A 22,372-nucleotide genomic window follows, 5' to 3' on the forward strand; every position below is an offset into this window, starting at 1 on the left:
TTTGCTCAATAGGAATCGAAGTGAACTTCACTTCTATTTCCATGAGCGTTTAAAGTCACTAGGACCTCGAAGTCTTGCGACTTCTTGGCACTCGCCTTCAAACGCCCACGCTTATCGGCTGTATGTTGTTAAAGAACTTCGCTGCTTTCGCTGCGTCGCTGTTTATTCAGCGAAGACCGAGATTCTGACATTCTTTTTAAACCCTGTCAAGCACTCGGCTTTTCTGCTTTTCGCTGAAACCCTTTTCAGAGTTTCTCCGGCGCCGCTTCTTTCGAAGCACCACCGTCGATCAGCGGAGCCTGTGACTGTAGCACGGCTCCAAAACCGATTGCAAGCGGTTCAACGAAAAAAGTTTGCAGGGCACCGTCACCGACGTCGACAGCGGCCAGCCGTGACCTAGCCCCGCTGACCCGAGAGCCCTGCCCGATCCGGCCCCGCGGCGACACGGACAGGTCGCCACGCCGCCGCGACTGCGGCGCCCTCCCCCACTCTTCCCGCCGGAGGCACCTTGCAGAAGCACCTCGCGGACCCACAGGCGCACCTCGGGTCCGCGCACGTCTCGCGCGAGTCAGCGACTGCACGACACAAGCGTAGACACAGCCCTGCCGGCACTGCACGCCCGAGCATCGCACCCGGACGCTGGACACGACTCAGCAGGCCCCCGAGTCCCACTCGAACTGGCTCGTCAGCGGATTGAAACGCTGGCGCGCCTGGAAGCGGACCTTGCGTCCGCTGTCGTAGGTGCGATAGCAGTCGCCGTTGACACAGCGGGTGTTGCAGGTCGTCACGCCCGGGCGGGCGGCCGGGCGCGCCGGATAGAGACCGTCGGCCGACGCCGTGCGCGCTGGCGCCGGGGCCGGGGCCGGGGCTTCGGCCTTCACCCGGGGCGCACCCATCGCAGAGCCCGGCTTCCAAGCGCGCGCCAGGCGCTGCCCATCCTGAAGTTGAGCCTTGCTCAACCGCGCGGCGAGCGCGTTGCGCTCTTCCGCCGCATCGGGGTGCGGCGTGTCGGCACTGGCCGCGAGGTTGAGCCACGCGTAGGCCTGGATCGGGCTCGCGGGCAAGCCTTCGCCGTCACGCAGCATCAGCGCGAAGTTTCGCTGCCCCCAGGCATTGCCCTGGCGCGCCGAGAGCTCGTACCAGCGCGCAGCTTCGCTCGCGTCCTGTCGCACGCCGTCACCCAGTTCATATAGGAGGCCGAGGTTGTTCTGCGCGTCCGAGTCGCCCTGTTCGGCAGCCTTGAGATACCAGGCGGCAGCCTCGCGAGGACTCTTCTCGACACCTTCGCCGCTGGCATACGCATAGGCAAGCTTGAACTGGGCACGCGCGCGCCCCTGTTCGGCCGCCTTGCGATACCAGACGACCGCCTCGTGGGCGTCCTTGGCCACGCCATCGCCGCCGGCCAGGGCGACACCGAGAAGGTACTGGGCGCGAGGCTCACCCTGTTCTGCCGCCTTGCGATACCACGCCGCCGCCTGCTCCGGATCCTTCGTCACGCCCAGACCCGAGGCCAGCAGAACCCCAAGATTGGTTTGCGCCATCGCGAGACCCTGCTCTGCCGCATACCGATACCAGACGACCGCCTGGCCGTAGTCCTGAGGCAGACCCTGCCCTCGCTCTGACATCCAGCCGATCCAGTTCTGCGCATCGGCGTCACCCTGGTCCGCCGACTTGCGGAACCAGCCCGCGGCCGCGGCCACATCCTTCTTGACGCCACTGCCATTGAACAGCAGCCGACCGAAGTTGCGCTGCGCGATGGCATCACCCCGCTCGGCCGCCCAGCGGTACCAACGGGACGCCTCGCCGACACTCTTCTGGACGCCGAGCCCCTGCTCGTGCTGCCAGCCGATCCAGTTCCCGGCTGCGAGGTGCCCCTGGTCCGCGGCCTTGCGGAACCACGAGGCCGCCTGCGCGTAGTCCTGCGGCAGCCCCTCGCCCTTCACGTACAGATAGGCAACGCCATACTGGGACGCGCCATGGCCCTGCAGGGCCGCCTTGCGATACCAGGCCGCGGCGTCCTCGCGGCTCCGCTGGACGCAGACGCCGTCGTAGTACGCACCGGCCAGTGCGTTCTGATAAGAGGCATCGCCGGACTCGGCGCCGCGACGCAGTTCCTCGAGCGCAGTCGTGCAATCGCCTTTGCCCATGCGCTCGTACCAGTCGCCGGCGGACTCGGCGCTGGCCGGCATGGCGGAAACGGACAGCAGCGCCAGCAGCGTGGCGACGACGTTCTTGGTATTCATGTTTTCTCCCTCGGTTCGTGGCAGGCGCCCGAGTCGCCTCGGCGCCAAGCGGATGCAGCTGCCAGAAGACACGGACGGAGGCAACGTTGGTCACCGCGAGGCCACGACGCAGGTCACGGCCGATGGCCTCAAACATCAGCGGCATCCGTCCGATGTCGATGCCACGCGGCAGGAAGACGAGCACCCGACCGGCGGCACTGCCCGCTACCCCGGCCCGGCATCGGCGATGCGGCAAAGACGGACGCCCTGGTATCGGCGACGCCATGACCGGATTAACCGGCACGACGAACACGGTTTGACGCAGATGAACGGGGGCCGGCGACGGCGACACGAAAGGCGCCACGACGTCATTCATCGAGTGGACGCACGCGCAACCACGCGAACAGCAGCAGGATCCGCGCAAAGCCGATCGGCAACGGGCTACCGAGCATGCCCCGAGCACCGACCGAGGCCGGTCGCCGAAGCGAAGTCACACGCGACAGCACGTGTGCCGTGCGGCACGCAGAACCCACAGGACAAAGAAAAACGGGTTAGCCCTTTCGGAGCTAACCCGTTTTCTAGAACGTAGTTCTGGTGCGGCTGGCAGGAATCGAACCCACGACCCCTTGGTTCGTAGCCAAGTACTCTATCCAGCTGAGCTACAGCCGCGAAGAAAGAAACTATAGCACGTTTTTTCGATTAGTCCAGCCCCGCAGCAAAATTTTCGCAATCACGTGCACGATCCTCGTCCGACTCCTCGCGCGCGAGGCGCGCCAGCAGGCGCCAGCAGCGGCGACGCGCCATGGACGACAGCGCCGGCGAACCCGCCGCCTGCTCGAGCAGACGGCGCGCCTTGCCCCACAGCTGGCGCTCGGCATACACCGTGCCGACGGCCGCCACCACGGCCGGCTCGTGGGCGTGAGCGGCCGCGGCCTGTTCCAAACGCGGCAGCCAATCGCTGCCGACGCCGGCGACACAGTCGATCAGCGCCAGCGCGATCTCCTCGCGCTCGTCGCGCGCCAGTTCACCGGCGCGCTCCCAGAACGGCCGCAACCAGTCGCGACCGGTGTCGACGGCACCCAGCGCGGCCGCACGGCGCGCCGCCCGGGCGACGACGATCGCGTCGCGCCGGTCGGCGGCGTCGAACTCGTCCCACAGCTGGCGAAGCTGCTGCGTGTCGTGAACCCCCTCCAGCGCCTCGAAGGCCAGCGAGCGCAGCAGGCCCAGCGCCGCCACCGGCGAAAAGCCCTGGTGCTTGGCCAGCAGACGCGCGGTGTGCAGCGCCTCCAGCGGCCGCCGCGCCAGGCGGCAAGCCTGAAGCTTCAGACGCAGGGCCTGGGTGCGGCGGGCGACGCCCGGGGGCAGCTCGGCCAGCATCTCCAGCGCGCGGCCGGCGTCGCGGTCATCGAGCGCCCACTCGGCAGCCAGCAGCCGGGCGCCGTCGTCGACGCTGCGGCCGGCGCCGACACCGCCCTTGCGGCCCGCCACCGGCATCTGGCGAAGCAGCTCGTCGCGCCGCGTGCGGTCCTGAAGGCGATGCAGGCTGCCGGCGGCCAGCAGATGGGCCAGCACCGAGAACTCGGCGTCGGCGCGCAGCTCGGGCGAATCCTGCTGGATCGCGATCGCCCGCGAGGCCGCCTTGTGGGCCCGGCTGTAGCGGGCGCTGAAATACTCGGCCAGGGCCTCGCGCAGCGCCGCTTGCGCCAGACGCTCGCGGCGCAGCGCGCGCCATTCGCCGGCGCGCTTGGGCAAGGTGACCAAGGCATTGACCGCCTGCGCCGCCGACGTGATCGCGAACGCGCCGCCAACCACGATCAGCACGAACAGGTTCAGCGACAGGTCGGTGCGCCAGCCACGCCAGTAGATCGTGACGACGCCGTCGTTGCTGCCCAGCGTGGTCGCGGCAACGACCGCCACCACGCACAGCAGCACGAGCCAGATGACGATGCGCATCGCGGTCGCCCCGGCCCTCAGCGTCCGGCCGCCACCGTCGCGATCGCGGCCAGCGTGGCGTCGGGCCGCGGCACCGTCGCCACGCGCGCCTGCGACTGCACCTGGCGCACCAGCTCGAGCGTCGCCGCGACGCGGCGCGATTGCGGGTCGAAATAGCGGTCGAGCGCCGACAAGGCGTCACGCAGGTCGGACTGCGCCGTGTCGAACTGGCGCGACAGCAGCGCCAGACGGGCATTGAGCAGGCGCAGCTTGAGGTTCTCGCGCAGGAACCAGGTCTGCTCGGGCGCGACCAGCATGGCCTCGGGGTGCTCGATGCGCGTCACGCGCACCAGTTCACGCACCTCCTGCCAGATCGTCCCGGCCACCAGCTTCCAGCGTTCGCCCCAGGGCAGCCCGGACGCGGCCGCCTCGGCCGACGACGCGCCGGAGGCGGGCGCCGGTGCCGCCGTCGCGGCCGGGCGCGCCGCGGACCGGCGATGGTCGACCGCCGACAGCAACGGAAGCTCGTCGACCGTGCGGATCGCCTCGTCGAGCCGGATCGCCAGCAGCGCCAGGTCGGCGCCACCGACGGAGCGGGCGCGGTCCAGGTCCTGGGCAAGCGCCCGGCGCACCCGCTCCAGGCGGGGTTCCTTGTAGCGCGCCAGCCGTTCGTCGGCCTGCTTGAGCGTGGCCACCAGCGGCTCGGCGCTGCCGGTGATCGCGGTCTGCTGCATCGCGACGCGGATCGCGTTCTCGACGTCGGCGAGCACGTTCTCGTCGCGGGAGCGGGCCAGCGACTGGATGAGGTCCTCGAGCTGGCCGCGCTGGATCGTCGACTCGGCGACCCGCGCCTCGAGCACTGCCAGCTTGGCCGCCGCGTCACGCGCGACGTCCTGCGCGGACCGTGCGGCGACGCGGGCCTCGGCAGCCTCGGCTCCGGCGTCCTGCTGGCGCTTGACGAGCTCGGTCTCCAGCGCCTTCACGCGCTGCTGGGTGTTCCAGGCGAGCACGCCGGCCGCCGTGGCCAGCGCGGCCAGCACGGCGGCAGCGGTCGCGATCCAGCGCGCCGGCAGCAACGGCGCGGCGGCGGCCACGGGCACCGGCGCGGGGGCCGGCGGCACCGGGTCTGGAGAAGGGGGCGAGACGGGCTCGGTCACAGGGACGCCGATTCTATCGGCGGCCTGCGCGAGGCCCATTCGGCCACCACCTCGACGGAGGGCGGCAGCTCGGCCACCTCGGCGAAGCCCAGCGCCCTCGCCGCCGCGGCGATGCGCGGATGCGAAGCGACGGCGCGCGAACGCGACCAGTCGGCACCGGGCGCCAGGGCACGCAGGTGGCCGACGGCCTCGCTGCTGCTGAAATGCCACAGGTGCTCGTGCGGGAAGGCGAGCGCGGCGTCGAGCAGCGCCCGGCCGGCCTCGTCGGGCCGGGGCGGACGGCGGCGGTAGGCGGCGACGAACTCGACGAAGGCACCGCGGCCGCGCAGCGTCTCGGCCAGCCATTCACGCCCGTCCTCGCCGCGCACGACGAGCACGCGGCGGCCGGCCCAGTCGCGGTCCTGCAGCTGGAGCCAGAGCGCCTCGGAGTCGAAAGCCCTGGCATCGGCGGCGGGCTCGACGACACGCTCGCCGACGCCGGCCTCGCGCAGCGCCGCCGACGAGCCCGGGCCGACCGAGCCGGCCAGCGTCGCCGCCGGCCAGTCACAGCCGGCCGGCCGCAGCGCGAAGAAATGGGCGACGGCATTCGGGCTGACGAACATCACCAGCGCGTAGTCGGCCAGCGACCGCCAGGCCGCACGCAGCGGCTGCGGATCCTCGGCGGGCTCGATGCCGATCAGCGGCAGCGCCGCGGCGTCGGCGCCGAGGGCCTGCAGCCGCGCCACCCAGGCGGCCGCCTGATCCGCCGGCCGGGTGACGATGATGCGCACCGTCAGCAGGCCGGCAGGTAGTCGCCGGCGCCGGCCTCGCGCAGCAGCGCGGCGGCGTGTTCGCCGAGCGCGCGGGCGCTGGCCTCGTCGGTCGGCGTGCCGGTGACACGCACCTTGATCAGCGGGCGCGTCAGCTCGGTGCTGTGGCCCAGCGCGGCGTCGATCGTCAGCACGCCGTCGTTCCACTGGCCGAAGGCGGCCAGCGGCATCGAGCAGCTGCCGCCCAGCGAACGCGACACGGCGCGCTCGGCGTGGCAGGCCAGGAAGGTCGGCAGGTGCAGGGTCTGCGCCAGCAGCTCCTTCAGGCGGGTGTCGTCCTCGCGGATCTCGATGCCCAGCGCGCCCTGGCCGGCGGCCGGGATCATCACCGAGGTATCGAACAGCGAGCGGATGCGCGCGCCCAGGCCCAGGCGCTTCAGGCCGGCGGCGGCCAGCACGATGGCGTCGTAGCCGCCTTCGTCGAGCTTGCGCAGGCGCGTGTCGAGGTTGCCGCGCAGCGGCTCGATCTTCAGGTCGGGGCGGCGGGCCAGCAGTTGCACGACGCGGCGCAGGCTGGAAGTGCCGACGCAGGCGCCCTGCGGCAGCGCGTCGAGGTTCTCGTACTGGTTGGACACCCAGGCGTCGCGCGGGTCCTCGCGCTCCCAGATCGCGGCCAGCGCGAAGCCGGGCGGCAGGTCCATCGGCACGTCCTTCAGCGAGTGCACGGCCAGGTGGGCGCGGCCTTCCTCGAGCGCGGTCTCGAGCTCCTTCACGAACAGGCCCTTGCCGCCGACCTTGGACAGCGCGCGGTCGAGGATCTGGTCGCCCTTGGTGGTCATGCCCAGCAGTTCGACGGCGAGGCCGAAGCGAGCGGTCAGCACGTCGCGGACGTGTTCGGCCTGCCAGAGGGCCAGGCGGCTTTCGCGGGTGGCGATGATGGTGTTGGAGCTCATGACGCAATTATCGACAACGCGCAGGACGTGCCAGAATCGGTAATCCGGTTACGCCTTCTGGGAGCCCCGATGACGCGACGCCCCGCGCCTGCCGCCGCCCTGCGAAAGACCTCGACGCACCATGGTGCAGCCGAGGCCGCGGAGAAGAATCGCCCCCTGGTCGAGGATATCCGGTTACTTGGACGCATCCTCGGCGACGTCATCCGGGAGCAGGAAGGCACCGAGGCCTACGAGCTCGTCGAGCGCGTGCGCCAGCTCTCCGTGGCCTACCGGCTCAAGGCCGACGCCTCGGCCGGGCGCGTGCTCGACCGGCTGCTGAAGAACCTGTCGGCCGACCAGACGGTCAGCGTCATCCGCGCCTTCAGCTACTTCTCGCACCTGGCCAACATCGCCGAGGACCGCCACCACGTGCGCCGCCGCCGCGTGCACGAGCGCGAGGGCCATCTGCAGGAGGGCTCGCTGGCCATGGCCATCGAGCGCCTGCACGCCGCCGACCACCGCAGCGCCGACATCGCGCGCACGCTGGAGCAGGCCTACATCTCGCCGGTGCTCACCGCCCACCCGACCGAGGTGCAGAGAAAGAGCATCCTCGACGCCGAGCGCGCCGTCGCCGAGCTGATCGGCCAGCGCGACGAGTTGCTGACCGACGAGCAGCGGCGCGAGAACGAGGAACTGCTGCGCGCGCGCGTCACCCAGCTCTGGCAGACGCGCATGCTGCGCACGGCCAAGCTGACCGTGGCCGACGAGATCGAGAACGCGCTCGGCTACTACCCGATCACGTTCCTGCGCGAGATCCCGCGGCTGTACCGCGAGCTCGAGCGCGCGCTGCCCGGGCACCCGGTGGCGCCCTTCCTGCGCATGGGCCACTGGATCGGCGGCGACCGCGACGGCAACCCCAACGTCGACGCGCGCACGCTGCGCCGGGCGCTGTCGCGCCAGTGCGAGACCGCGCTGCGCTTCTATCTGACCGAGGTCCACGAGCTCGGCAGCGAGCTGTCGATGAGCGCAATGCTGGCCCCGGTGACGGCCGAGATGCAGGCCCTGGCCGAACGTTCGCCGGACCGCAACGTGCACCGCGAGGACGAGCCCTACCGGCGCGCCCTGGTCGGCCTGTACGCCCGCCTGGCCTCGACGCTGCACGAGCTCACCGGCACCGAGGCGCTGCGCCACGCCGTGGCGCCGCAGCAGGCCTACGCCGGGCCGGAGGAGTTCCTTGCCGACCTGCGTGTCGTCGAGCGCTCGCTGCGCCACCACCACGCCCAGGCGCTGATCGCGCCGCGGCTGGCGCCGCTGATGCGCGCGGTGCAGGTCTTCGGCCTCCACCTCGCGACGCTGGACCTGCGCCAGAGCAGCGACAAGCACGAGGCCGTGGTCGCCGAGCTGCTGCGCGTGGCGCGGCTGGAAGACGACTACGCGGCGCTGGACGAGCCCGCGCGGCGCGCGCTGCTGCTGCGCCTGCTCGACGACGCGCGGCCGCTGCGCGTGCGCGGCGCCGAATACTCGGCGCTGGCGACCAGCGAGCTGGAGGTCTTCGAGACCGCGCGCGAGGCGCGCCAGCGCTACGGCCGCGAGGCGCTGCGCCACTACATCATCTCGCACACCGAGGACGTCTCCGACCTGCTCGAGGTGCTGCTGCTGCAGAAGGAGGCCGGCCTGCTGCGCGGCACGCTGGACCGCGACGCCGTGGCCGACCTGATCGTCGTGCCGCTGTTCGAGACCATCGGCGACCTGCGCCAGGCGGCGGCCATCATGCGCGCCTACTACGCGCTGCCGGGCATCACGGCGATGGTCGTGCGCAGCGGCGCCGAGCAGGACGTGATGCTGGGCTACAGCGACAGCAACAAGGACGGCGGCTTCTTCACCAGCAACTGGGAGCTCTACCGCACCGAGGTCGCGCTGGCCGAGTTCTTCGCCGCGCTGAACCGCGAACACGGCATCCGGCTGCGCCTGTTCCACGGCCGCGGCGGCACCGTCGGCCGCGGCGGTGGCCCCAGCTACCAGGCCATCCTGGCGCAGCCGCCGGGCACGGTGAACGGCCAGATCCGCCTCACCGAGCAGGGCGAGGTCATCGGCTCCAAGTACGCCAACCCCGAGATCGGCCGACGCAACCTGGAGACCCTGGTCGCGGCGACGCTGGAGGCGACACTGCTGCACCCGACGAAGAGCGCGCCCAAGGCCTTCCTCGACGCCGCCGCACGGCTCAGCGACGCCAGCTTCGCCGCCTACCGCGCGCTGGTCTACGAGACCCCGGGTTTCGTCGACTGGTTCTTCGCCGCGACGCCGATCCGCGAGATCGCCGAGCTCAACATCGGCTCGCGCCCGGCCTCGCGCAAGGCAACGCGCGCGATCGAGGACCTGCGCGCCATCCCCTGGAGCTTCTCCTGGGGCCAGTGCCGGCTGGCGCTGCCGGGCTGGTACGGCTTCGGCTCGGCGGTCGAGGCCTTCCTCGGCGACGAGACGACGCAGGCGGCACGGCTGGAGCTGCTGCAGCGCATGTACCGCCAGTGGCCGTTCTTCCGCGCGCTGCTGTCCAACCTGGACATGGTGCTGGCCAAGACCGACCTGCGCATCGCCGCGCGCTACGTCGAGCTGGTCGAGGACAAACGTGCCGCCCGGCGCGTGTTCACGACGATGCGCGCCGAGTGGGAACGTGTCGGCCAGGCGCTGGAGCAGATCACCGGCGAAGCCTCGCGGCTGCAGTCCAACCCGGCGCTGGCGCGTTCGATCGAGCACCGCTTCCCGTACCTGGACCCGCTGAACCACCTGCAGGTCGAGCTGATGCGGCGCTTCCGCCAGCGCAAGCCCGACGCCGCCGCCGAGGACCCGGTGGTCGCGCGGCTGCAGCGCGGCATCCACCTGTCGATCAACGGCATCGCCGCCGGGCTGCGCAACACGGGCTGAGCCCCGGGGCGGGGACCGGCGCCGTCCTCAGCCCTCCCCCAGCGCCTCGCGCACCGCGGCGAGCTGGCGGCGCGACACCGCCAGCCATTCGTCGCCCGGCGCGATGCGCACCGCCCAGCCTTCGTCGGCGTCGCGCGGCTCCAGCGCGCGCACCGCGGCGCGCGCGACGATCGCGTTGCGGTGGATGCGCACGAAACCCGGCCCCAGCCGCTGCTCCAGCTCGGCCAGGGTCTCGTCCAGCACGATCGTCTCGGCGGGCGTGCGCAGCAGCACGGCCTTGGCCTCGGCGCGCAGGTACAGCAGCTCGGCCAGCGGCACGCGCCGCAGCCGGCCCCGTTCGCTGACCACCAGCACCGGCCCTGCCGGCGGCGCCGGTGGCGGCGCGCGCCGCGCAGCGACACGCTCCAGCGCGGCCTGCAGCCGCTGCAGCCGCACCGGCTTGGTCAGGTAGTCGACAGCCTCGACGTCGAAGGCCTCGAGCGCGTGCTCGCCGTGCGCGCTGACGAAGACCACCGCCGGGCGGCGCGGCAACTCGTGCAGCGCCGCGGCCAGCGCCAGCCCGCCGCGGCCGGGCATGCGCACGTCCAGCAGCAGCAGGTCCGGCGGCTCGCGGCGTACCAGGGCCATCGCCTGCTCGGCGCTGCCGGCCTCGCCGGCGATCACCAGCGCCGGCTGCGTCACCGCGCCCAGCAGCGTGCGCAGCCGCAGCCGCGCCAGCGGTTCGTCGTCGACGATCAGGACCGACAGCGGCGCGGCCATCGTCGTGCGCTACAGCGGCAGCACGAGGCGGGCGTGGAACTCGCGCCCCTCGCGCCAGACCTCGACCTCGGCGGCCACGTCGTGCAGCAGCTGCAGGCGCTCGCGCACGTTGTCCAGCGCCATGCCGTGGCCAGGCGCCGACGGCTGCTCCGGCACGGTGTTGCTCACGGTGACGATGGCCTGGCCGCGCCGGCGGCCGGTGGCGACGCGGATGCGCCCGCCTTCGGCCGCCGGCTCGACGCCGTGGCGCACCGCGTTCTCCACCAGCGGCTGCAGCACCAGCGGCGGCACACGCGCCGCGCCGGCGGCGGCGTCCAGATCCCAGTCGACGGCGATGCGCTCGCCGTAGCGTGCCTGCTCGATCGCCAGGTAGGCGCGCGCCAGCTCGATCTCGTCGGCCAGCGCGACCGACTCGCCGACCTCGGCCAGCGCCGCCCGGAACAGCTCGGCCAGGTCTTCGAGCACGCGTTCGGCGCGCGCCGGGTCGACGCGCACCAGCACCAGCGCGGTGTTCAGCGCGTTGAACAGGAAGTGCGGGCGGATGCGCGACTGCAGCTCGACCAGGCGCGCGCTGGTGTCCGCCGGCACGGCGCTGCGCGCGCGCAGGTCCAGCCACAGCCACAGCAGCGCGGCGAAGCCGGCGCCCGCCAGCGCGATGCCCGCCAGACGCAACCCGCCGGCCGTGTCGGCCAGGCCGATGGCCACCAGCGGCGCCCAGGCCACGAGCGCGCAGGCGGCGCCGCCCAGCAGCACCGCACCGGCCCGCGCGCCCGAGGACAGCCGCGCCAGTGCCGTGCGCGACGAGCACAGCGCCACCAGCCACAGCAGCGTGCCGCCGGCACCGGCGAAGGCCGCCGCGGCGGCACGCGCCAGCCAGTCGGCGACGTCCGCGGCCTGGGCCAGCGCGACGACGACGAGCACCGTCGGCACCAGCAGCGCGGCGCGCAGCGCCAGCGCCGGCTGGCAGACGTCGAAGGCGGCGGCGAGCCGGGCCTCGTCGCGGGCACGCTGCTCGGCCAGGCGGTCGAAGCGGCTGGGCGTGAACGACAGGCCTCGCCCGGCCGGCCAGGTGTCGTGCCAGACCGGGGGCGACGGCGGGCTGCTGGAGGCGTCGGGGCCGGCTTCGTCCATCGCCGCCGGATAATACGAAGTCCCGCCGCGCCCGCGGCAGCCAGCCTCCCCCCGCATGTCAGCGAATCCCCTCGACAACAAGTCCCAGGCCTGGTCGGCGCTGTTCAGCGAGCCGATGAGCGAGCTCGTCAAGCGCTACACCGCCAGCGTCGGCTTCGACCAGCGCCTGTGGCGCGCCGACATCCAGGGCAGCCTGGCCCACGCCGAGATGCTGGCCGCGCAGGGCATCATCGCCGGCGCCGACCTGGACGCCATCCGCCGCGGCATGGCGCAGATCGTCGAGGAGATCGAGGGCGGCCGCTTCGAGTGGAAGCTCGAACTGGAAGACGTGCACCTGAACATCGAGGCCCGGCTGACGCAGCTCGTCGGCGACGCCGGCAAGCGTCTGCACACCGGCCGCAGCCGCAACGACCAGGTCGCCACCGACGTGCGCCTGTGGCTGCGCGACGAGATCGACGGCCTGTCGGCGCTGTTCGTCGAGCTGCAGCGTGCGCTGGTCGAGCTGGCCGCCGGCCATGCCGACACCGTGATGCCGGGCTTCACCCACATGCAGGTCGCGCAGCCGGTCAGCTTCGCGCACCACCTGCTGGCCTACGTCGAGATGTTCGCGCGCGACGCCGAACGCCTGGCCGACGTGCGCAAGCGCACCAACCGCCTGCCGCTGGGCGCCGCCGCGCTGGCCGGCACCAGCTACCCGCTGGACCGCGAGCGGGTCGCGAAGACGCTGGGCTTCGACGGCGTCTGCCAGAACAGCCTGGACGCGGTCAGCGACCGTGACTTCGCGCTCGAGTCCTGCGCCTGCGCCTCGATCGCGATGGTGCACGTCTCGCGCCTGTCCGAGGAGCTGGTGCTGTGGATGAGCCAGAACTTCGGCTTCATCGACCTGGCCGACCGTTACTGCACCGGCTCGTCGATCATGCCGCAGAAGCGCAACCCCGACGTCGCCGAGCTGGCGCGGGGAAAAAGCGGGCGTGTCGTCGGCCACCTGATGGGCCTGATCACGCTGATGAAGGGCCAGCCGCTCACCTACAACAAGGACAACCAGGAAGACAAGGAGCCGCTGTTCGACACCGTCGACACGCTGCGCGACACCTTGCGCATCCTGGCCGAGATGGTCGGCGGCATCCGCGTCAAGCCCGAGGCGATGGAACGTGCCGCGCGCCGCGGCTACGCCACCGCCACCGACCTCGCCGACTACCTCGTCAAGAAGGGCCTGCCCTTCCGCGACGCGCACGAGGTCGTGGCGCACGCGGTGAAGGTCGCGCTGGGGCGCGGCGTCGACCTGTCGGAGCTGACGCTGGCCGAGCTGCAGGGCTTCAACGCCGCCGTCGGCGAAGACGTCTTCGAGGTGCTGACGCTGGCCGGCTCGCTGAACGCGCGCAACGTCGTCGGCGGCACCGCGCCGGCGCAGGTGCGGGCGCAGATCGAGCGCCACCGCGCCCGCCTGGGCGCCTGAACGGCGGCGGCGCCGCTGCGCCGATGAAGCCGCGCACGCGCTGGATCGCGCATCTCGACATGGACGCGTTCTACGCGTCGGTCGAGATGCTGCGCTACCCCGAGCTGCGCGGCCTGCCGGTCGTCGTCGGCGGCGGCCGGCGCCACCAGCCCGAGCTGCTGCCCGATGGCAGCCGCCGGTTCGCGACGCTGGCCGGCTACGCCGGGCGCGGCGTCGTCACCACCGCCACCTACGCGGCACGCGACTATGGCGTGCACTCGGGCATGGGGCTGATGAAGGCCGCGTTGCGCTGCCCGCAGGCGGTGCTGCTGCCCACCGACTTCGACGAATACCGGCGCTACTCGCGGCGGTTCAAGGCCGCGGTCGCCGAGATCGCCCCGGTCATCGAGGACCGCGGCATCGACGAGATCTACATCGACCTGACCGAGGTGCCCGGGGCCCAGGACGCCGTCGGCCACGACCCGGCCGGAGGCGTGCGCGCGGTGGCGCAGGAGATCCGCAACAACGTGCGGCGCACGACCGGCCTCAGCTGCTCGATCGGCGTCACGCCGAACAAGCTGCTGGCCAAGATCGCCTCCGAGCTGGACAAGCCCGACGGCCTGAGCGTGGTCACCGCCGCCGAGCTGCCGACACGCATCTGGCCGCTTCCGGTGCGGCGCATCAACGGCATCGGCCCGAAGGCCGGCGCCAGGCTGGCGGCGCTGGGCGTGGCGACGATCGGCGACCTGGCGACGCGCGAACGCGCCTGGCTGCAGGAACACTTCGGCCGCAGCTACGGCGCCTGGCTGCACGAGGCCGCGCACGGCCAGGACGACCGGCCGGTGGTGACGCACAGCGAACCGGTGTCGGTGAGCCGCGAGACGACCTTCGAACGCGACCTGCACGCGGTGCAGGACCGGGCCCGGCTGACCGCGGTCTTCACCGACCTCGCCGAACGTGTCGCCGCCGACCTGCAGCGCAAGGGTTACGCCGCACGCACCATCGGCATCAAGCTGCGCTACGACGACTTCCGCACCGTCACGCGCGACCTGACGCTGCCCGGGCCGGTGGTCGACGCCGCCGCCATCCGCCGCGCCGCCGGTCAATGCCTCAAGCGTGTGGACCTGTCGCGCCGGCTGCGGCTGCTGGGGGTGCGCGCTGCCACGCTGGTGCGCGCCGACAGCGCCGCCGCGGCGGCGTCCGGCCGTCGTGCAAGCGCCACGCCACGGCGCACCGCGGCCGAGGCCGAACCGGAGCTGCCCTTCCTGGCGGCGACGCCTGCACCAGACCCGCAGGCCGTGGTGAATACCCCGATCGACATCCTCCGAGGAAAGTCGGGATAGCGGCACGGCGATTGAGGCAGCGCAAAAATTCGATACAAACGCGCGCCTAGTCTGGGCCCGTCATCAAGGAAAGCGTCGCCACATGTCCACCCTCGCCTGGTCCGAATCACTGGCGCTGCAGCAGCCGCAGATGGACACGACGCACCACGAGTTCGTCGACCTGCTGGGCACGCTGGAAACCGCCCTCGACGCGGACGACGGCTCGCTCGACGCGGCGCTGGACGCAGTGGTCGAACACACCGAAGCCCACTTCGCCCAGGAAGAGCACTGGATGCTCGGCATGGGCTTCGCCCCGCAGAACTGCCACTCCTACCAGCACGCCCAGGTGCTGAAGGCCATGCACGAGGTGCAGGACCGGCTGCGCGACGATGGCGACGTCGCCCTCGTGCGCCAGCTCGCCGACGAACTGGTCGAGTGGTTCCCGGCGCATTCGCGCTCGATGGACGCCAACCTGGCGCAGTGCATGGTCTCGATGGGCTACCTGCCGGCCGACGCGCTGGACGCCCCGCCGCCGCCGCCGCCGCGGCCTGTCGCGGCCGCCGGCGCCTGCGCCGCCTGAGTCTGCGCCCGGCGCCCGCCGGGCCGCACACGCCGTCTCGGCGCGTGCGTCGTTAGCATCGGCCTCGAGGAGACCGCCGATGCCCGTCATCACCCACATCGAAGACCTGCGTGTGCTCGCGAAGAAACGCGTGCCGCGCATGTTCTACGACTACGCCGACTCCGGTTCCTGGACCGAGAGCACCTACCGCGCCAACGAACACGACTTCCAGGCGATCAAGCTGCGCCAGCGTGTCGCGGTCGACATGGACGGCCGCAGCACCGAGTCGACGATGGTCGGCGTGCCGGTGGCGATGCCGGTGGCGATCGCGCCGACCGGCCTGACCGGCATGCAGCACGCCGACGGCGAAATCCTCGCCGCGCGCGCCGCCGAACGTTTCGGCATCCCGTTCACGCTGTCGACGATGAGCATCTGCTCGATCGAGGACGTCGCCGCGCACACGAAGGCGCCGTTCTGGTTCCAACTCTACGTGATGCGCGACCGCGACTTCATCGAGCGCCTGATCGACCGCGCCAAGGCCGCCGGCTGCGGCGCGCTGGTGCTGACGCTGGACCTGCAGATCCTCGGCCAGCGCCACAAGGACCTGAAGAACGGCCTGTCGGCGCCGCCCAAGCTGACGCTGCCCAACCTGCTGAACCTGGCGACCAAGCCGCGCTGGTGCCTGGGCATGCTGGGCACAAAGCGGCGCGGCTTCGGCAACATCGTCGGCCACGTGCGCGGTGTCGCCGACATGAGCAGCCTGGGCGCCTGGACGGCGCAGCAGTTCGACCCGCGGCTGAACTGGAACGACGTCGAGTGGATCAAGAAGCGCTGGGGCGGCAAGCTGATCCTGAAGGGCATCCAGGACGTCGAGGACGCGCGCCTGGCCGTCGAGTCCGGCGCCGACGCGCTGATCGTCAGCAACCACGGCGGCCGCCAGCTCGACGGCGCCGAGTCCAGCATCCGTGCGCTGCCGGCGATCGCCGCCGAGCTCGGCTCGCGCATCGAGGTCCACATGGACGGCGGCATCCGCTCCGGCCAGGACGTGCTGAAGGCCGTCGCGCTGGGCGCACGCGGCACCTACATCGGCCGCGCCTTCCTCTACGGCCTGGGCGCGATGGGCGAGGCCGGCGTCACCAAGGCGCTGGAGATCATCCACAAGGAGTTGGACCTGACGATGGCCTTCTGCGGCCGCAAGCGCATCGCCGACGTCGGCCCGGACATCCTGCTGCCGGGCACGGCACCGCGCTGAGCCAGGACGGCTGAAACCGGCCGATCGTTGCATTTGCAACGCCGTTCGGCCCTTCCCGGGCTGATCCGGCTCAGGGCGATCGGATAGACTGGGGTTTACCCTGAGTCAAGCCAACGACCACCCGGAGCCCCCGATGAACGTGAGCCAGATGTCCCGCATCAAGCGCTGGCAGCTCGAGCACCGCCGCGAAGCGCCGCTCGAGTACCACGCCTGGGACATGATGCTGACGCTGTGGGTGCTGGGCTGGATGGGTGTCGCGCCGGCGCTGCTGCTGCACTGGACCTGGATGGTCGCGCTGTGCGTGCCGGCGTTCTTCGCGCCGTCGATCTACGTGCGGCTGCGCGCTCGCCTGCACGACAGCGGCCGGCTGCGCTGCGACTGGCTGCCGGCGCTGGCCTGAATCAGGTCTTGGGCAGCGTCACGCCGACCTGCCCCTGGTACTTGCCGCCGCGGTCGCGGTAGCTGGTCTCGCAGACCTCGTCGCTCTCGAAGAACAGCACCTGGGCGCAGCCCTCGCCGGCGTAGATCTTGGCCGGCAGCGGCGTCGTGTTGCTGAACTCCAGCGTCACGTAGCCTTCCCACTCGGGCTCGAACGGCGTCACGTTGACGATGATGCCGCAGCGTGCGTAGGTGCTCTTGCCCAGGCAGATCGTCAGCACGTTGCGCGGGATGCGGAAGTACTCGACGGTGCGCGCCAGCGCGAAGCTGTTCGGCGGGATGATGCAGACGTCGGCCTCGATGTCGACGAAGCTCTTCTGGTCGAAGTTCTTCGGGTCGACGACCGTGCTGTGCACGTTGGTGAAGACCTTGAACTCGGGCGCGCAGCGGATGTCGTAGCCGTAGCTGCTGGTGCCGTAGCTGACGATGCGCTGGCCGTCGGCCGACTGCCGCACTTGGCCGGGCTCGAACGGCTCGATCATGCCGTGCTGCTCGGCCATGCGGCGGATCCACTTGTCGCTCTTGATGCTCACTTCAAACCTCGGGTCGGCCCGGCCGCGTCGAAAACGCGCGATTGTGCGTGAAATGCCGCCACCGGCACGCGGGTCAACTCAAGCCGGGTGGCAGCTTTGCCGATCCGGGGGCTAACATGGCCCGCGAAGGAGACGCTGCCCGATGTCCAGCCCGTTCCGCCCCGCGATCGACCTGCTGGCCCAGTATGCCCGCTACCACCGCGACGAACGCAACATCGCGACGCACGTCGTCGGCGTGCCGCTGATCGTCTTCTCGATCGGCGTGCTGCTCGGCCGGCCGGGTTTCCAGATCGCCGGCTACGCGCTGTCACCGGCCTGGCTGCTGTTCGCGCCGGTGGCGCTGTGGTATCTGACCCGCGGCGAGTTCGTGCTCGGGCTGGCCGTCTCGGCGGCCATCGCCGCGCTGCTGATGCTGGCCCAGCCGCTGGCCGAGGCCGGCACGCTGGCCTGGCTGGGCCTGGGCGCCGGCGGCTTCTTCGTCGGCTGGACGATCCAGTTCCTCGGCCACTACTACGAAGGCCGCAAGCCGGCCTTCGCCGACGATCTGGTCGGCCTGCTCGTCGGCCCGATGTTCGTCGTCATGGAACTGCTCGCGATGGCCGGCGGGTGCAAGGGCCTGGTCGCACGCATCGAGAGCCGCGTCGGGCCGACCATCGTGCGCGATCTGGCACACCCCGCCACCTGAGCGCGGCTCAGCCGCCGAGCAGCTCCCGCAGCACCGCCGCCGCCCGTTCGACCTGGGCGGCCGTGACGTCCAGGTGCGTCACCGCCCGCAGCGTGCGCGGGCCGAAGGCGACGATCAGCACGCCCCGCTCGCGCGCCTGCGCGACCAGCGTCGCCGCATCGGGCATGCCCGGCGCCAGGCGGAAGACGACGATGTTCGTCTGCACCGTCGCCAGGTCCAGGTCGACACCCGGGCAGCCGGCCAGCGCCTCGCCCAGCCGCCGGGCGTGGTGGTGGTCCTCGGCCAGGCGCTCGCGGTGCCGGTCCAGCGCGTGCAGCGCGGCGGCGGCGAAGATGCCGTTCTGGCGCATCGCGCCGCCGAGCATGCGGCGGTGGCGGTCAGCAGCGGCGATCAGCGCCCGCGGCCCGGCCAGCAGCGAGCCGCCCGGCGCGCCCAGACCCTTCGAGAACGAGACGCCGACGAGGTCGAACGGCGCCGCCAGCTCGGCCTCGGGCCGGCCGCTGGCGACGGCGGCGTTCCACAGCCGGGCTCCGTCGAGGTAGGTCTTCAGGCCGCGCTCGCGGGCACGCGCGCAGACCCGCTCGACGACGGCCTGCGGCACGACGACGCCGCCGGCGCGGTTGTGCGTGTTCTCGATCTGCAGCAGCGTCGTCGGCGGGAACACCGGCAGGCCGCTGGGCTTGATCGCCGCGTCCAGGTCGTCGACGTCGAAGACGCCGCCCGAACCGACCTCGACGATCTGCACGCCGGCATTGGCCGCCGAACCGCCGGCCTCGTGCCAGGCGGCGTGGCATTCGCGCGCCGCGACGACCTCGTCGCCGGGCCGCGTCAGCACGCGCAGCGCAACCTGGTTGGCCATCGTGCCCGAGGGCAGCCAGATCGCCGCTTCCTGGCCCAGCAGCTCGGCGCAGCGGCGCTGCAGCGTGTTGGTCGTCGGGTCCTCGCCGTACTGGTCGTCGCCGACCTCCGCGGCGGCCATCGCGGCACGCATCGCCGCGGTCGGGCGGGTGACGGTGTCGGAGCGCAGGTCGACCGGCGCACTCACGGCCATGTCCCCCAGACCTGGCGCGGCTCGGCCTTGGCCGCGCGCGTGGACGGCGCACGCGCCGGCGTGCCCAGCGCGATCCAGCCGACCAGCGTCTCGCCGGGGCCGCAGAACGCGGCCTGCAGCCCGGCGTCGCGCACCTTGGCACCCGACAGCATCTTGCCGCCAAAGCCCAGCGCATGCGCCGCGTTCAGGAAGTTGGTGATCGCGCCGCCGACGGCGATCCACTGCTCGTGCGCGGGCACCTGGGGGTGGCCGAGATCCAGCCGCGCCAGCACGACGACGGTGACCGGCGGGCGTGCCGCACGTTCGGCATCCATCGCGACACCGGCCTCGTCCTTGCCGGCGCGCCGCGCCGCGGCGGCGAAGGCCTCGCCCAGGCGCTCGCGCGCCGCCCCGCGCACGACGGCGAAGCGGTAGGGCACGAGCTCGCCGTGGTCCGGCGCGTGCAGCGCGGCCTGGGTCATACGGTCGAGCGCGGCGTCGTCGGGGCCGGGCTCCACGAGGTGCTTGGCGCCCAGCGAATGGCGGCTCAGCAGCAGTTGCAGCGGGGTGTTCATCGCCGCGAGCGTACGCGATCGCGAGCCCCGGGGCGCCGGCGGCACGCGCAGCAGAGCCCCCGCCGGTGTCGAGCCCGGGGCCGACCAAGAAGCGAACGGGAACACACGACCGAGGGTAAACCCTCGTGTCTTTGATCCGCCTCAGGGTTGATTTCATTGTTTTGCTCATTTCGGATACCCAGCAACCGATAGGCGGACAGACGCCTGCTGACAGGCGAAGGGAAGAACAAGAAATGAACTGGATCCGGAACTGGTCGATCGGGACCCGGCTCGCGGCGGGCTTCGTGCTGGTGGGGGTGCTGGCCGTCGCGATGGCGCTGTTCGCGCGCCACGAGCTGGAACGCGCCAACGAGGCGCTGAGCGGCATCGTCGACGCGCGCATGGTCACCGTTGACCACGTGAGCGTGCTGAAGAACAACGCGCTGCGCGGCGCCCAGGCCCTGCGCGACGCGATGCTGCAGAGCGACCCCGCCGCCGCACGCACCGAGCTCGAGCGGCTGGCCGGCATGGCCCAGCAGAACGCCAAGACGCTGGCGGCACTGGACGCCACGGTGGCGGGCGACGGCCGCACGCTGCTGACGGCGCTGAAAACCGCGCGCGAGCCTTACATCCGCACGCTCAACCAGGTCGGCGAGCTCGACAGCGCCGGCCGATCCGGCGAAGCGCGGGCGCTGATGCACGGTGAACTGGCGGCGCTGCAGGCGCGCTACTACGAAGCCCTGGATGCACTCGTCGCCCACGAACGCGACCAGATGATCGCCGCCGCCCAGGCGGTGCGCAGCCAGACCGCACGCGACGGCTGGGTGATGCTCGGGCTGGCCGCGCTGGGGGCGCTGCTCGGCGGCGCTGTCGCGCTGCTTGTCGGGCGCTCGATCGTGCGGCCGCTGCACGAGGCGGTGGCCTTCGCCGAAACGGTGGCCGCCGGCGACCTGAGCGGACGCATCGCCGTCACGCGCCACGACGAGGCCGGCCAGCTGCTGGCCGCGCTGCAGCGCATGAACGACAACCTCGCCGGGCTGGTGGGCCACGTGCGCGAAGGCTGCGAGAGCATCGCCGCCGGCTCCACCCAGATCGCCGGCGGCACCGCCGACCTCAGCCGGCGCACCGAATCGCAGGCCAGCAGCCTGCAGCAGACCGCCGCGTCGATGGAGCAGTTGGCCGGCACCGTGGCCCAGAACGCCGCCACCGCGCGCCAGGCCAACGAGGCCGCGGCCACCGCCGGCAGCACCGCCGGCCGCGGTGGCGAGGCCATCGAACGCGCCGTGCGCACGATGGAAGACGTGAGCACCAGCTCACGCCGCATCGCCGAGATCATCGGCGTCATCGACGGCATCGCCTTCCAGACCAACATCCTGGCGCTCAACGCCGCAGTCGAGGCGGCACGCGCCGGCGCGCAGGGCCGCGGCTTCGCGGTCGTCGCCAGCGAGGTGCGCAGCCTGGCCCAGCGCTGCACCACCGCGGCACGCGAGATCAAGAGCCTGATCGGCGCCAGCGTCGAGACCGTCGATTCGGGTGTGCGCCTGGTCGGCGATGCCGGCGCGGCGATGCACGAGGTCGTCGCCGAGGTCCAGAACGTCGCCCGGCTGATGGCCCAGATCAGCGCCGCCAGCGCCGAGCAGACCCAGGGCATCGGTCAGGTCAACGACGCCGTCGCCGACCTCGACCGCGCGACGCAGGAGAACTCGGCGCTGGTCGAGGAGAACGCCGCCGCCACCGACAGCCTGCGCCAGCAGGCCGCCAAGCTCGTCGACGTCGCCGGACGCTTCCGGCTGGCGGCCGGCTGACAGCCGGCAGGCCTGACCGGGCCGCCCCTAAAATGAGGGGTTTCACCGTCAGGTCACGAAACAATGTTTGAGGAATCGCCCCGCGGCGGCCGCTGGTCGGCCGTCTGGTGGCCGGCCGTCACTGCCGTCGCGGCGACCCTGTTCTGGCTGCTCCTGAGCCCCGAGACGCTGCGCTGGCTGATCGCCGAGAACGGGCCGATCGAAGGCACGAATGCAGCGCTGTATTTCGTCTGCAGCCTGATCTTCCTGCTGACGCGGCGCATCGAGCCCGCGACCCGCGCCGCGCTCGGGGTGCTGTTCGCGGCCTTCGGGGCGCGCGAGATGGACTGGCACAAGGCGCTCACCGGCAAGAGCGTGCTGAAGGTCAGCTACTACCTGGGTGACGCACCGTGGCAGCAACGTCTGCTCGCGTTCATCGCGGTGGCCTTGGTGGCGGCCGCGGTGCTGACGCTGCTGCTGCGCCAGGCCGGGCCGCTGCTGCACCACTGGCGCCGGCGCGACCCGGTGGCCAGCAGCGTCGTGGTCTTTGCCGTGACGATGTTCATCACCAAGGTCATCGACCGCATGGAGAACCTGCTGGCCGAGGACTGGGGCATCGTGTTCGCCCCCGAAACCGGGCTGCTGATCGGCTCGCTGGAAGAGACGATCGAGCTGTCGCTGCCGCTGATCGCGCTGGTCGCCTGGGCCCAGTTCCGCGCGATGCGGCGCTGACGCGCTCAGGCGCGCACCGCGACCCGCTCCCAGGCTTCCAGCACCAGCGGGTGCAGCGCCGCCGTGTCGCCGCCGGCGATCAGCGCGCCGAGCTGCTCGCGCAGGCGCGGCTCCCAGAACTTGCGGAGGTGGCCGGCGACGCCGTCCACCGCCTCGGCGTGCTCGGGCATCGCCGCGAAGAACGCGGCGATGCGGTTGGCCATCTGGACGATCTGTTCGCTGTTCATCGTCGTCTCCCCTGCCC

The 22,372-nt window shown here is 71.8% G+C and carries 20 protein-coding genes and 1 tRNA gene; 9 read left to right on the top strand and 12 right to left on the bottom strand.

Annotated features, from left to right (window positions below):
* Nucleotides 1-650: 650 nt before the first annotated feature.
* The 6 genes from LOC65_RS00005 to hemC form a co-directional block, all read right to left on the bottom strand.
* Complete coding sequence (locus tag LOC65_RS00005; RefSeq protein WP_230246034.1) at nucleotides 651-2,243, bottom strand: tetratricopeptide repeat protein; 1,593 nt, start codon at nucleotides 2,241-2,243, stop codon at nucleotides 651-653.
* A gap of 571 nt (nucleotides 2,244-2,814) precedes the next feature.
* Nucleotides 2,815-2,891: transfer RNA gene (locus LOC65_RS00010), tRNA-Arg, on the bottom strand.
* Nucleotides 2,892-2,921: 30 nt separating this feature from the next.
* Entirely contained in the window at nucleotides 2,922-4,175 is a 1,254-nt protein-coding gene (locus tag LOC65_RS00015) for a heme biosynthesis HemY N-terminal domain-containing protein (RefSeq protein ID WP_230246036.1), read from the bottom strand.
* A gap of 17 nt (nucleotides 4,176-4,192) precedes the next feature.
* On the bottom strand, nucleotides 4,193-5,275 hold the full coding sequence (locus LOC65_RS00020; RefSeq protein WP_009858719.1) for a uroporphyrinogen-III C-methyltransferase: 1,083 nt from the start codon (nucleotides 5,273-5,275) through the stop codon (nucleotides 4,193-4,195).
* 32 nt (nucleotides 5,276-5,307) lie between these two features.
* Nucleotides 5,308-6,081 (bottom strand): uroporphyrinogen-III synthase, encoded by a 774-nt coding sequence (locus tag LOC65_RS00025; protein WP_164964115.1) that lies wholly within the window; start codon nucleotides 6,079-6,081, stop codon nucleotides 5,308-5,310.
* Between the two features lie 2 nt (nucleotides 6,082-6,083).
* Nucleotides 6,084-7,013, bottom strand: coding sequence for a hydroxymethylbilane synthase (gene hemC / locus LOC65_RS00030; protein ID WP_009858717.1), 930 nt, complete (start codon nucleotides 7,011-7,013; stop codon nucleotides 6,084-6,086).
* Between the two features lie 69 nt (nucleotides 7,014-7,082).
* Between hemC and ppc the strand changes: the two genes are divergently transcribed.
* Entirely contained in the window at nucleotides 7,083-9,914 is a 2,832-nt protein-coding gene (gene ppc, locus LOC65_RS00035; protein WP_230246037.1) for a phosphoenolpyruvate carboxylase, read from the top strand.
* A gap of 27 nt (nucleotides 9,915-9,941) precedes the next feature.
* On the opposite strand, the gene LOC65_RS00040 is transcribed toward ppc, so the two are convergent.
* Nucleotides 9,942-10,673, bottom strand: coding sequence for a LytTR family DNA-binding domain-containing protein (locus LOC65_RS00040; RefSeq protein ID WP_009858715.1), 732 nt, complete (start codon nucleotides 10,671-10,673; stop codon nucleotides 9,942-9,944).
* 9 nt (nucleotides 10,674-10,682) lie between these two features.
* Nucleotides 10,683-11,804: a sensor histidine kinase gene (locus tag LOC65_RS00045; RefSeq protein ID WP_230246038.1), complete on the bottom strand. Its 1,122-nt coding sequence runs from the start codon at nucleotides 11,802-11,804 to the stop codon at nucleotides 10,683-10,685.
* Nucleotides 11,805-11,859: 55 nt separating this feature from the next.
* On the opposite strand from LOC65_RS00045, the gene argH reads away from it, so the two are divergent.
* From argH to LOC65_RS00070, 5 genes are all read left to right on the top strand, one after another.
* Complete coding sequence (argH, locus tag LOC65_RS00050; RefSeq protein ID WP_230246039.1) at nucleotides 11,860-13,260, top strand: argininosuccinate lyase; 1,401 nt, start codon at nucleotides 11,860-11,862, stop codon at nucleotides 13,258-13,260.
* A gap of 23 nt (nucleotides 13,261-13,283) precedes the next feature.
* Nucleotides 13,284-14,582, top strand: coding sequence for a DNA polymerase IV (gene dinB / locus LOC65_RS00055; protein ID WP_230246040.1), 1,299 nt, complete (start codon nucleotides 13,284-13,286; stop codon nucleotides 14,580-14,582).
* An 82-nt stretch (nucleotides 14,583-14,664) separates the two neighbouring features.
* The gene (locus LOC65_RS00060; RefSeq protein WP_230246041.1) at nucleotides 14,665-15,141 is read left to right on the top strand and encodes a hemerythrin domain-containing protein; all 477 of its coding nucleotides are present in this window, start codon (nucleotides 14,665-14,667) and stop codon (nucleotides 15,139-15,141) included.
* A 79-nt stretch (nucleotides 15,142-15,220) separates the two neighbouring features.
* Nucleotides 15,221-16,372: an alpha-hydroxy acid oxidase gene (locus tag LOC65_RS00065; RefSeq protein WP_230246042.1), complete on the top strand. Its 1,152-nt coding sequence runs from the start codon at nucleotides 15,221-15,223 to the stop codon at nucleotides 16,370-16,372.
* A 133-nt stretch (nucleotides 16,373-16,505) separates the two neighbouring features.
* Nucleotides 16,506-16,772 carry a hypothetical protein gene (locus LOC65_RS00070; protein ID WP_009858709.1) on the top strand — a complete coding sequence of 89 codons (267 nt, stop codon included), beginning with the start codon at nucleotides 16,506-16,508 and terminating at the stop codon, nucleotides 16,770-16,772.
* Nucleotide 16,773: 1 nt separating this feature from the next.
* Here LOC65_RS00070 and dcd read toward each other — a convergent pair whose 3' ends face one another.
* On the bottom strand, nucleotides 16,774-17,343 hold the full coding sequence (gene dcd / locus LOC65_RS00075; RefSeq protein ID WP_009858708.1) for a dCTP deaminase: 570 nt from the start codon (nucleotides 17,341-17,343) through the stop codon (nucleotides 16,774-16,776).
* Between the two features lie 142 nt (nucleotides 17,344-17,485).
* Here dcd and LOC65_RS00080 point away from each other — a divergent pair, with 142 nt between their 5' ends.
* Nucleotides 17,486-18,028, top strand: coding sequence for a DUF962 domain-containing protein (locus LOC65_RS00080; RefSeq protein WP_230246043.1), 543 nt, complete (start codon nucleotides 17,486-17,488; stop codon nucleotides 18,026-18,028).
* Nucleotides 18,029-18,035: 7 nt separating this feature from the next.
* Here the strand turns inward: LOC65_RS00080 and LOC65_RS00085 are convergent, their stop codons facing one another.
* Nucleotides 18,036-19,079, bottom strand: a complete 1,044-nt coding sequence (locus LOC65_RS00085) for a low specificity L-threonine aldolase (protein ID WP_009858706.1) — start codon at nucleotides 19,077-19,079, stop codon at nucleotides 18,036-18,038.
* Nucleotides 19,070-19,633: a nitroreductase gene (locus LOC65_RS00090; RefSeq protein ID WP_009858705.1), complete on the bottom strand. Its 564-nt coding sequence runs from the start codon at nucleotides 19,631-19,633 to the stop codon at nucleotides 19,070-19,072. The genes LOC65_RS00085 and LOC65_RS00090 overlap by 10 nt, the downstream gene beginning before the upstream one ends.
* A 233-nt stretch (nucleotides 19,634-19,866) precedes the next feature.
* Here LOC65_RS00090 and LOC65_RS00095 point away from each other — a divergent pair, with 233 nt between their 5' ends.
* A complete protein-coding gene (locus LOC65_RS00095; RefSeq protein WP_009858704.1) occupies nucleotides 19,867-21,417 on the top strand; it encodes a methyl-accepting chemotaxis protein in 1,551 nt (516 codons plus the stop codon).
* 63 nt (nucleotides 21,418-21,480) lie between these two features.
* On the top strand, nucleotides 21,481-22,128 hold the full coding sequence (locus LOC65_RS00100) for a hypothetical protein (RefSeq protein WP_230246045.1): 648 nt from the start codon (nucleotides 21,481-21,483) through the stop codon (nucleotides 22,126-22,128).
* A 5-nt stretch (nucleotides 22,129-22,133) separates the two neighbouring features.
* Here the strand turns inward: LOC65_RS00100 and LOC65_RS00105 are convergent, their stop codons facing one another.
* Nucleotides 22,134-22,355 (bottom strand): formate dehydrogenase subunit delta, encoded by a 222-nt coding sequence (locus LOC65_RS00105; RefSeq protein ID WP_009858702.1) that lies wholly within the window; start codon nucleotides 22,353-22,355, stop codon nucleotides 22,134-22,136.
* Nucleotides 22,356-22,372 lie beyond the last annotated feature (17 nt).

Origin of the sequence: Rubrivivax sp. JA1055 (genome assembly GCF_020966565.1) — a bacterium.
GTDB classification, from domain to species: Bacteria; Pseudomonadota; Gammaproteobacteria; order Burkholderiales; family Burkholderiaceae_C; genus Rubrivivax; species Rubrivivax benzoatilyticus.

Bases quoted from the DNA above. Each gene is read 5' to 3' on its own strand.
- LOC65_RS00005 (WP_230246034.1), bottom strand. From the start codon at position 2,243: ATGAATACCAAGAACGTCGTCGCCACGCTGCTGGCGCTGCTGTCCGTT.
- LOC65_RS00015 (WP_230246036.1), bottom strand. From the start codon at position 4,175: ATGCGCATCGTCATCTGGCTCGTGCTGCTGTGCGTGGTGGCGGTCGTT.
- hemC (WP_009858717.1), bottom strand. From the start codon at position 7,013: ATGAGCTCCAACACCATCATCGCCACCCGCGAAAGCCGCCTGGCCCTC.
- ppc (WP_230246037.1), top strand. From the start codon at position 7,083: ATGACGCGACGCCCCGCGCCTGCCGCCGCCCTGCGAAAGACCTCGACG.
- LOC65_RS00040 (WP_009858715.1), bottom strand. From the start codon at position 10,673: ATGGCCGCGCCGCTGTCGGTCCTGATCGTCGACGACGAACCGCTGGCG.
- LOC65_RS00045 (WP_230246038.1), bottom strand. From the start codon at position 11,804: ATGGACGAAGCCGGCCCCGACGCCTCCAGCAGCCCGCCGTCGCCCCCG.
- argH (WP_230246039.1), top strand. From the start codon at position 11,860: ATGTCAGCGAATCCCCTCGACAACAAGTCCCAGGCCTGGTCGGCGCTG.
- dinB (WP_230246040.1), top strand. From the start codon at position 13,284: ATGAAGCCGCGCACGCGCTGGATCGCGCATCTCGACATGGACGCGTTC.
- LOC65_RS00060 (WP_230246041.1), top strand. From the start codon at position 14,665: ATGTCCACCCTCGCCTGGTCCGAATCACTGGCGCTGCAGCAGCCGCAG.
- LOC65_RS00065 (WP_230246042.1), top strand. From the start codon at position 15,221: ATGCCCGTCATCACCCACATCGAAGACCTGCGTGTGCTCGCGAAGAAA.
- LOC65_RS00070 (WP_009858709.1), top strand. From the start codon at position 16,506: ATGAACGTGAGCCAGATGTCCCGCATCAAGCGCTGGCAGCTCGAGCAC.
- LOC65_RS00080 (WP_230246043.1), top strand. From the start codon at position 17,486: ATGTCCAGCCCGTTCCGCCCCGCGATCGACCTGCTGGCCCAGTATGCC.
- LOC65_RS00085 (WP_009858706.1), bottom strand. From the start codon at position 19,079: ATGGCCGTGAGTGCGCCGGTCGACCTGCGCTCCGACACCGTCACCCGC.
- LOC65_RS00090 (WP_009858705.1), bottom strand. From the start codon at position 19,633: ATGAACACCCCGCTGCAACTGCTGCTGAGCCGCCATTCGCTGGGCGCC.
- LOC65_RS00095 (WP_009858704.1), top strand. From the start codon at position 19,867: ATGAACTGGATCCGGAACTGGTCGATCGGGACCCGGCTCGCGGCGGGC.
- LOC65_RS00100 (WP_230246045.1), top strand. From the start codon at position 21,481: ATGTTTGAGGAATCGCCCCGCGGCGGCCGCTGGTCGGCCGTCTGGTGG.
- LOC65_RS00105 (WP_009858702.1), bottom strand. From the start codon at position 22,355: ATGAACAGCGAACAGATCGTCCAGATGGCCAACCGCATCGCCGCGTTC.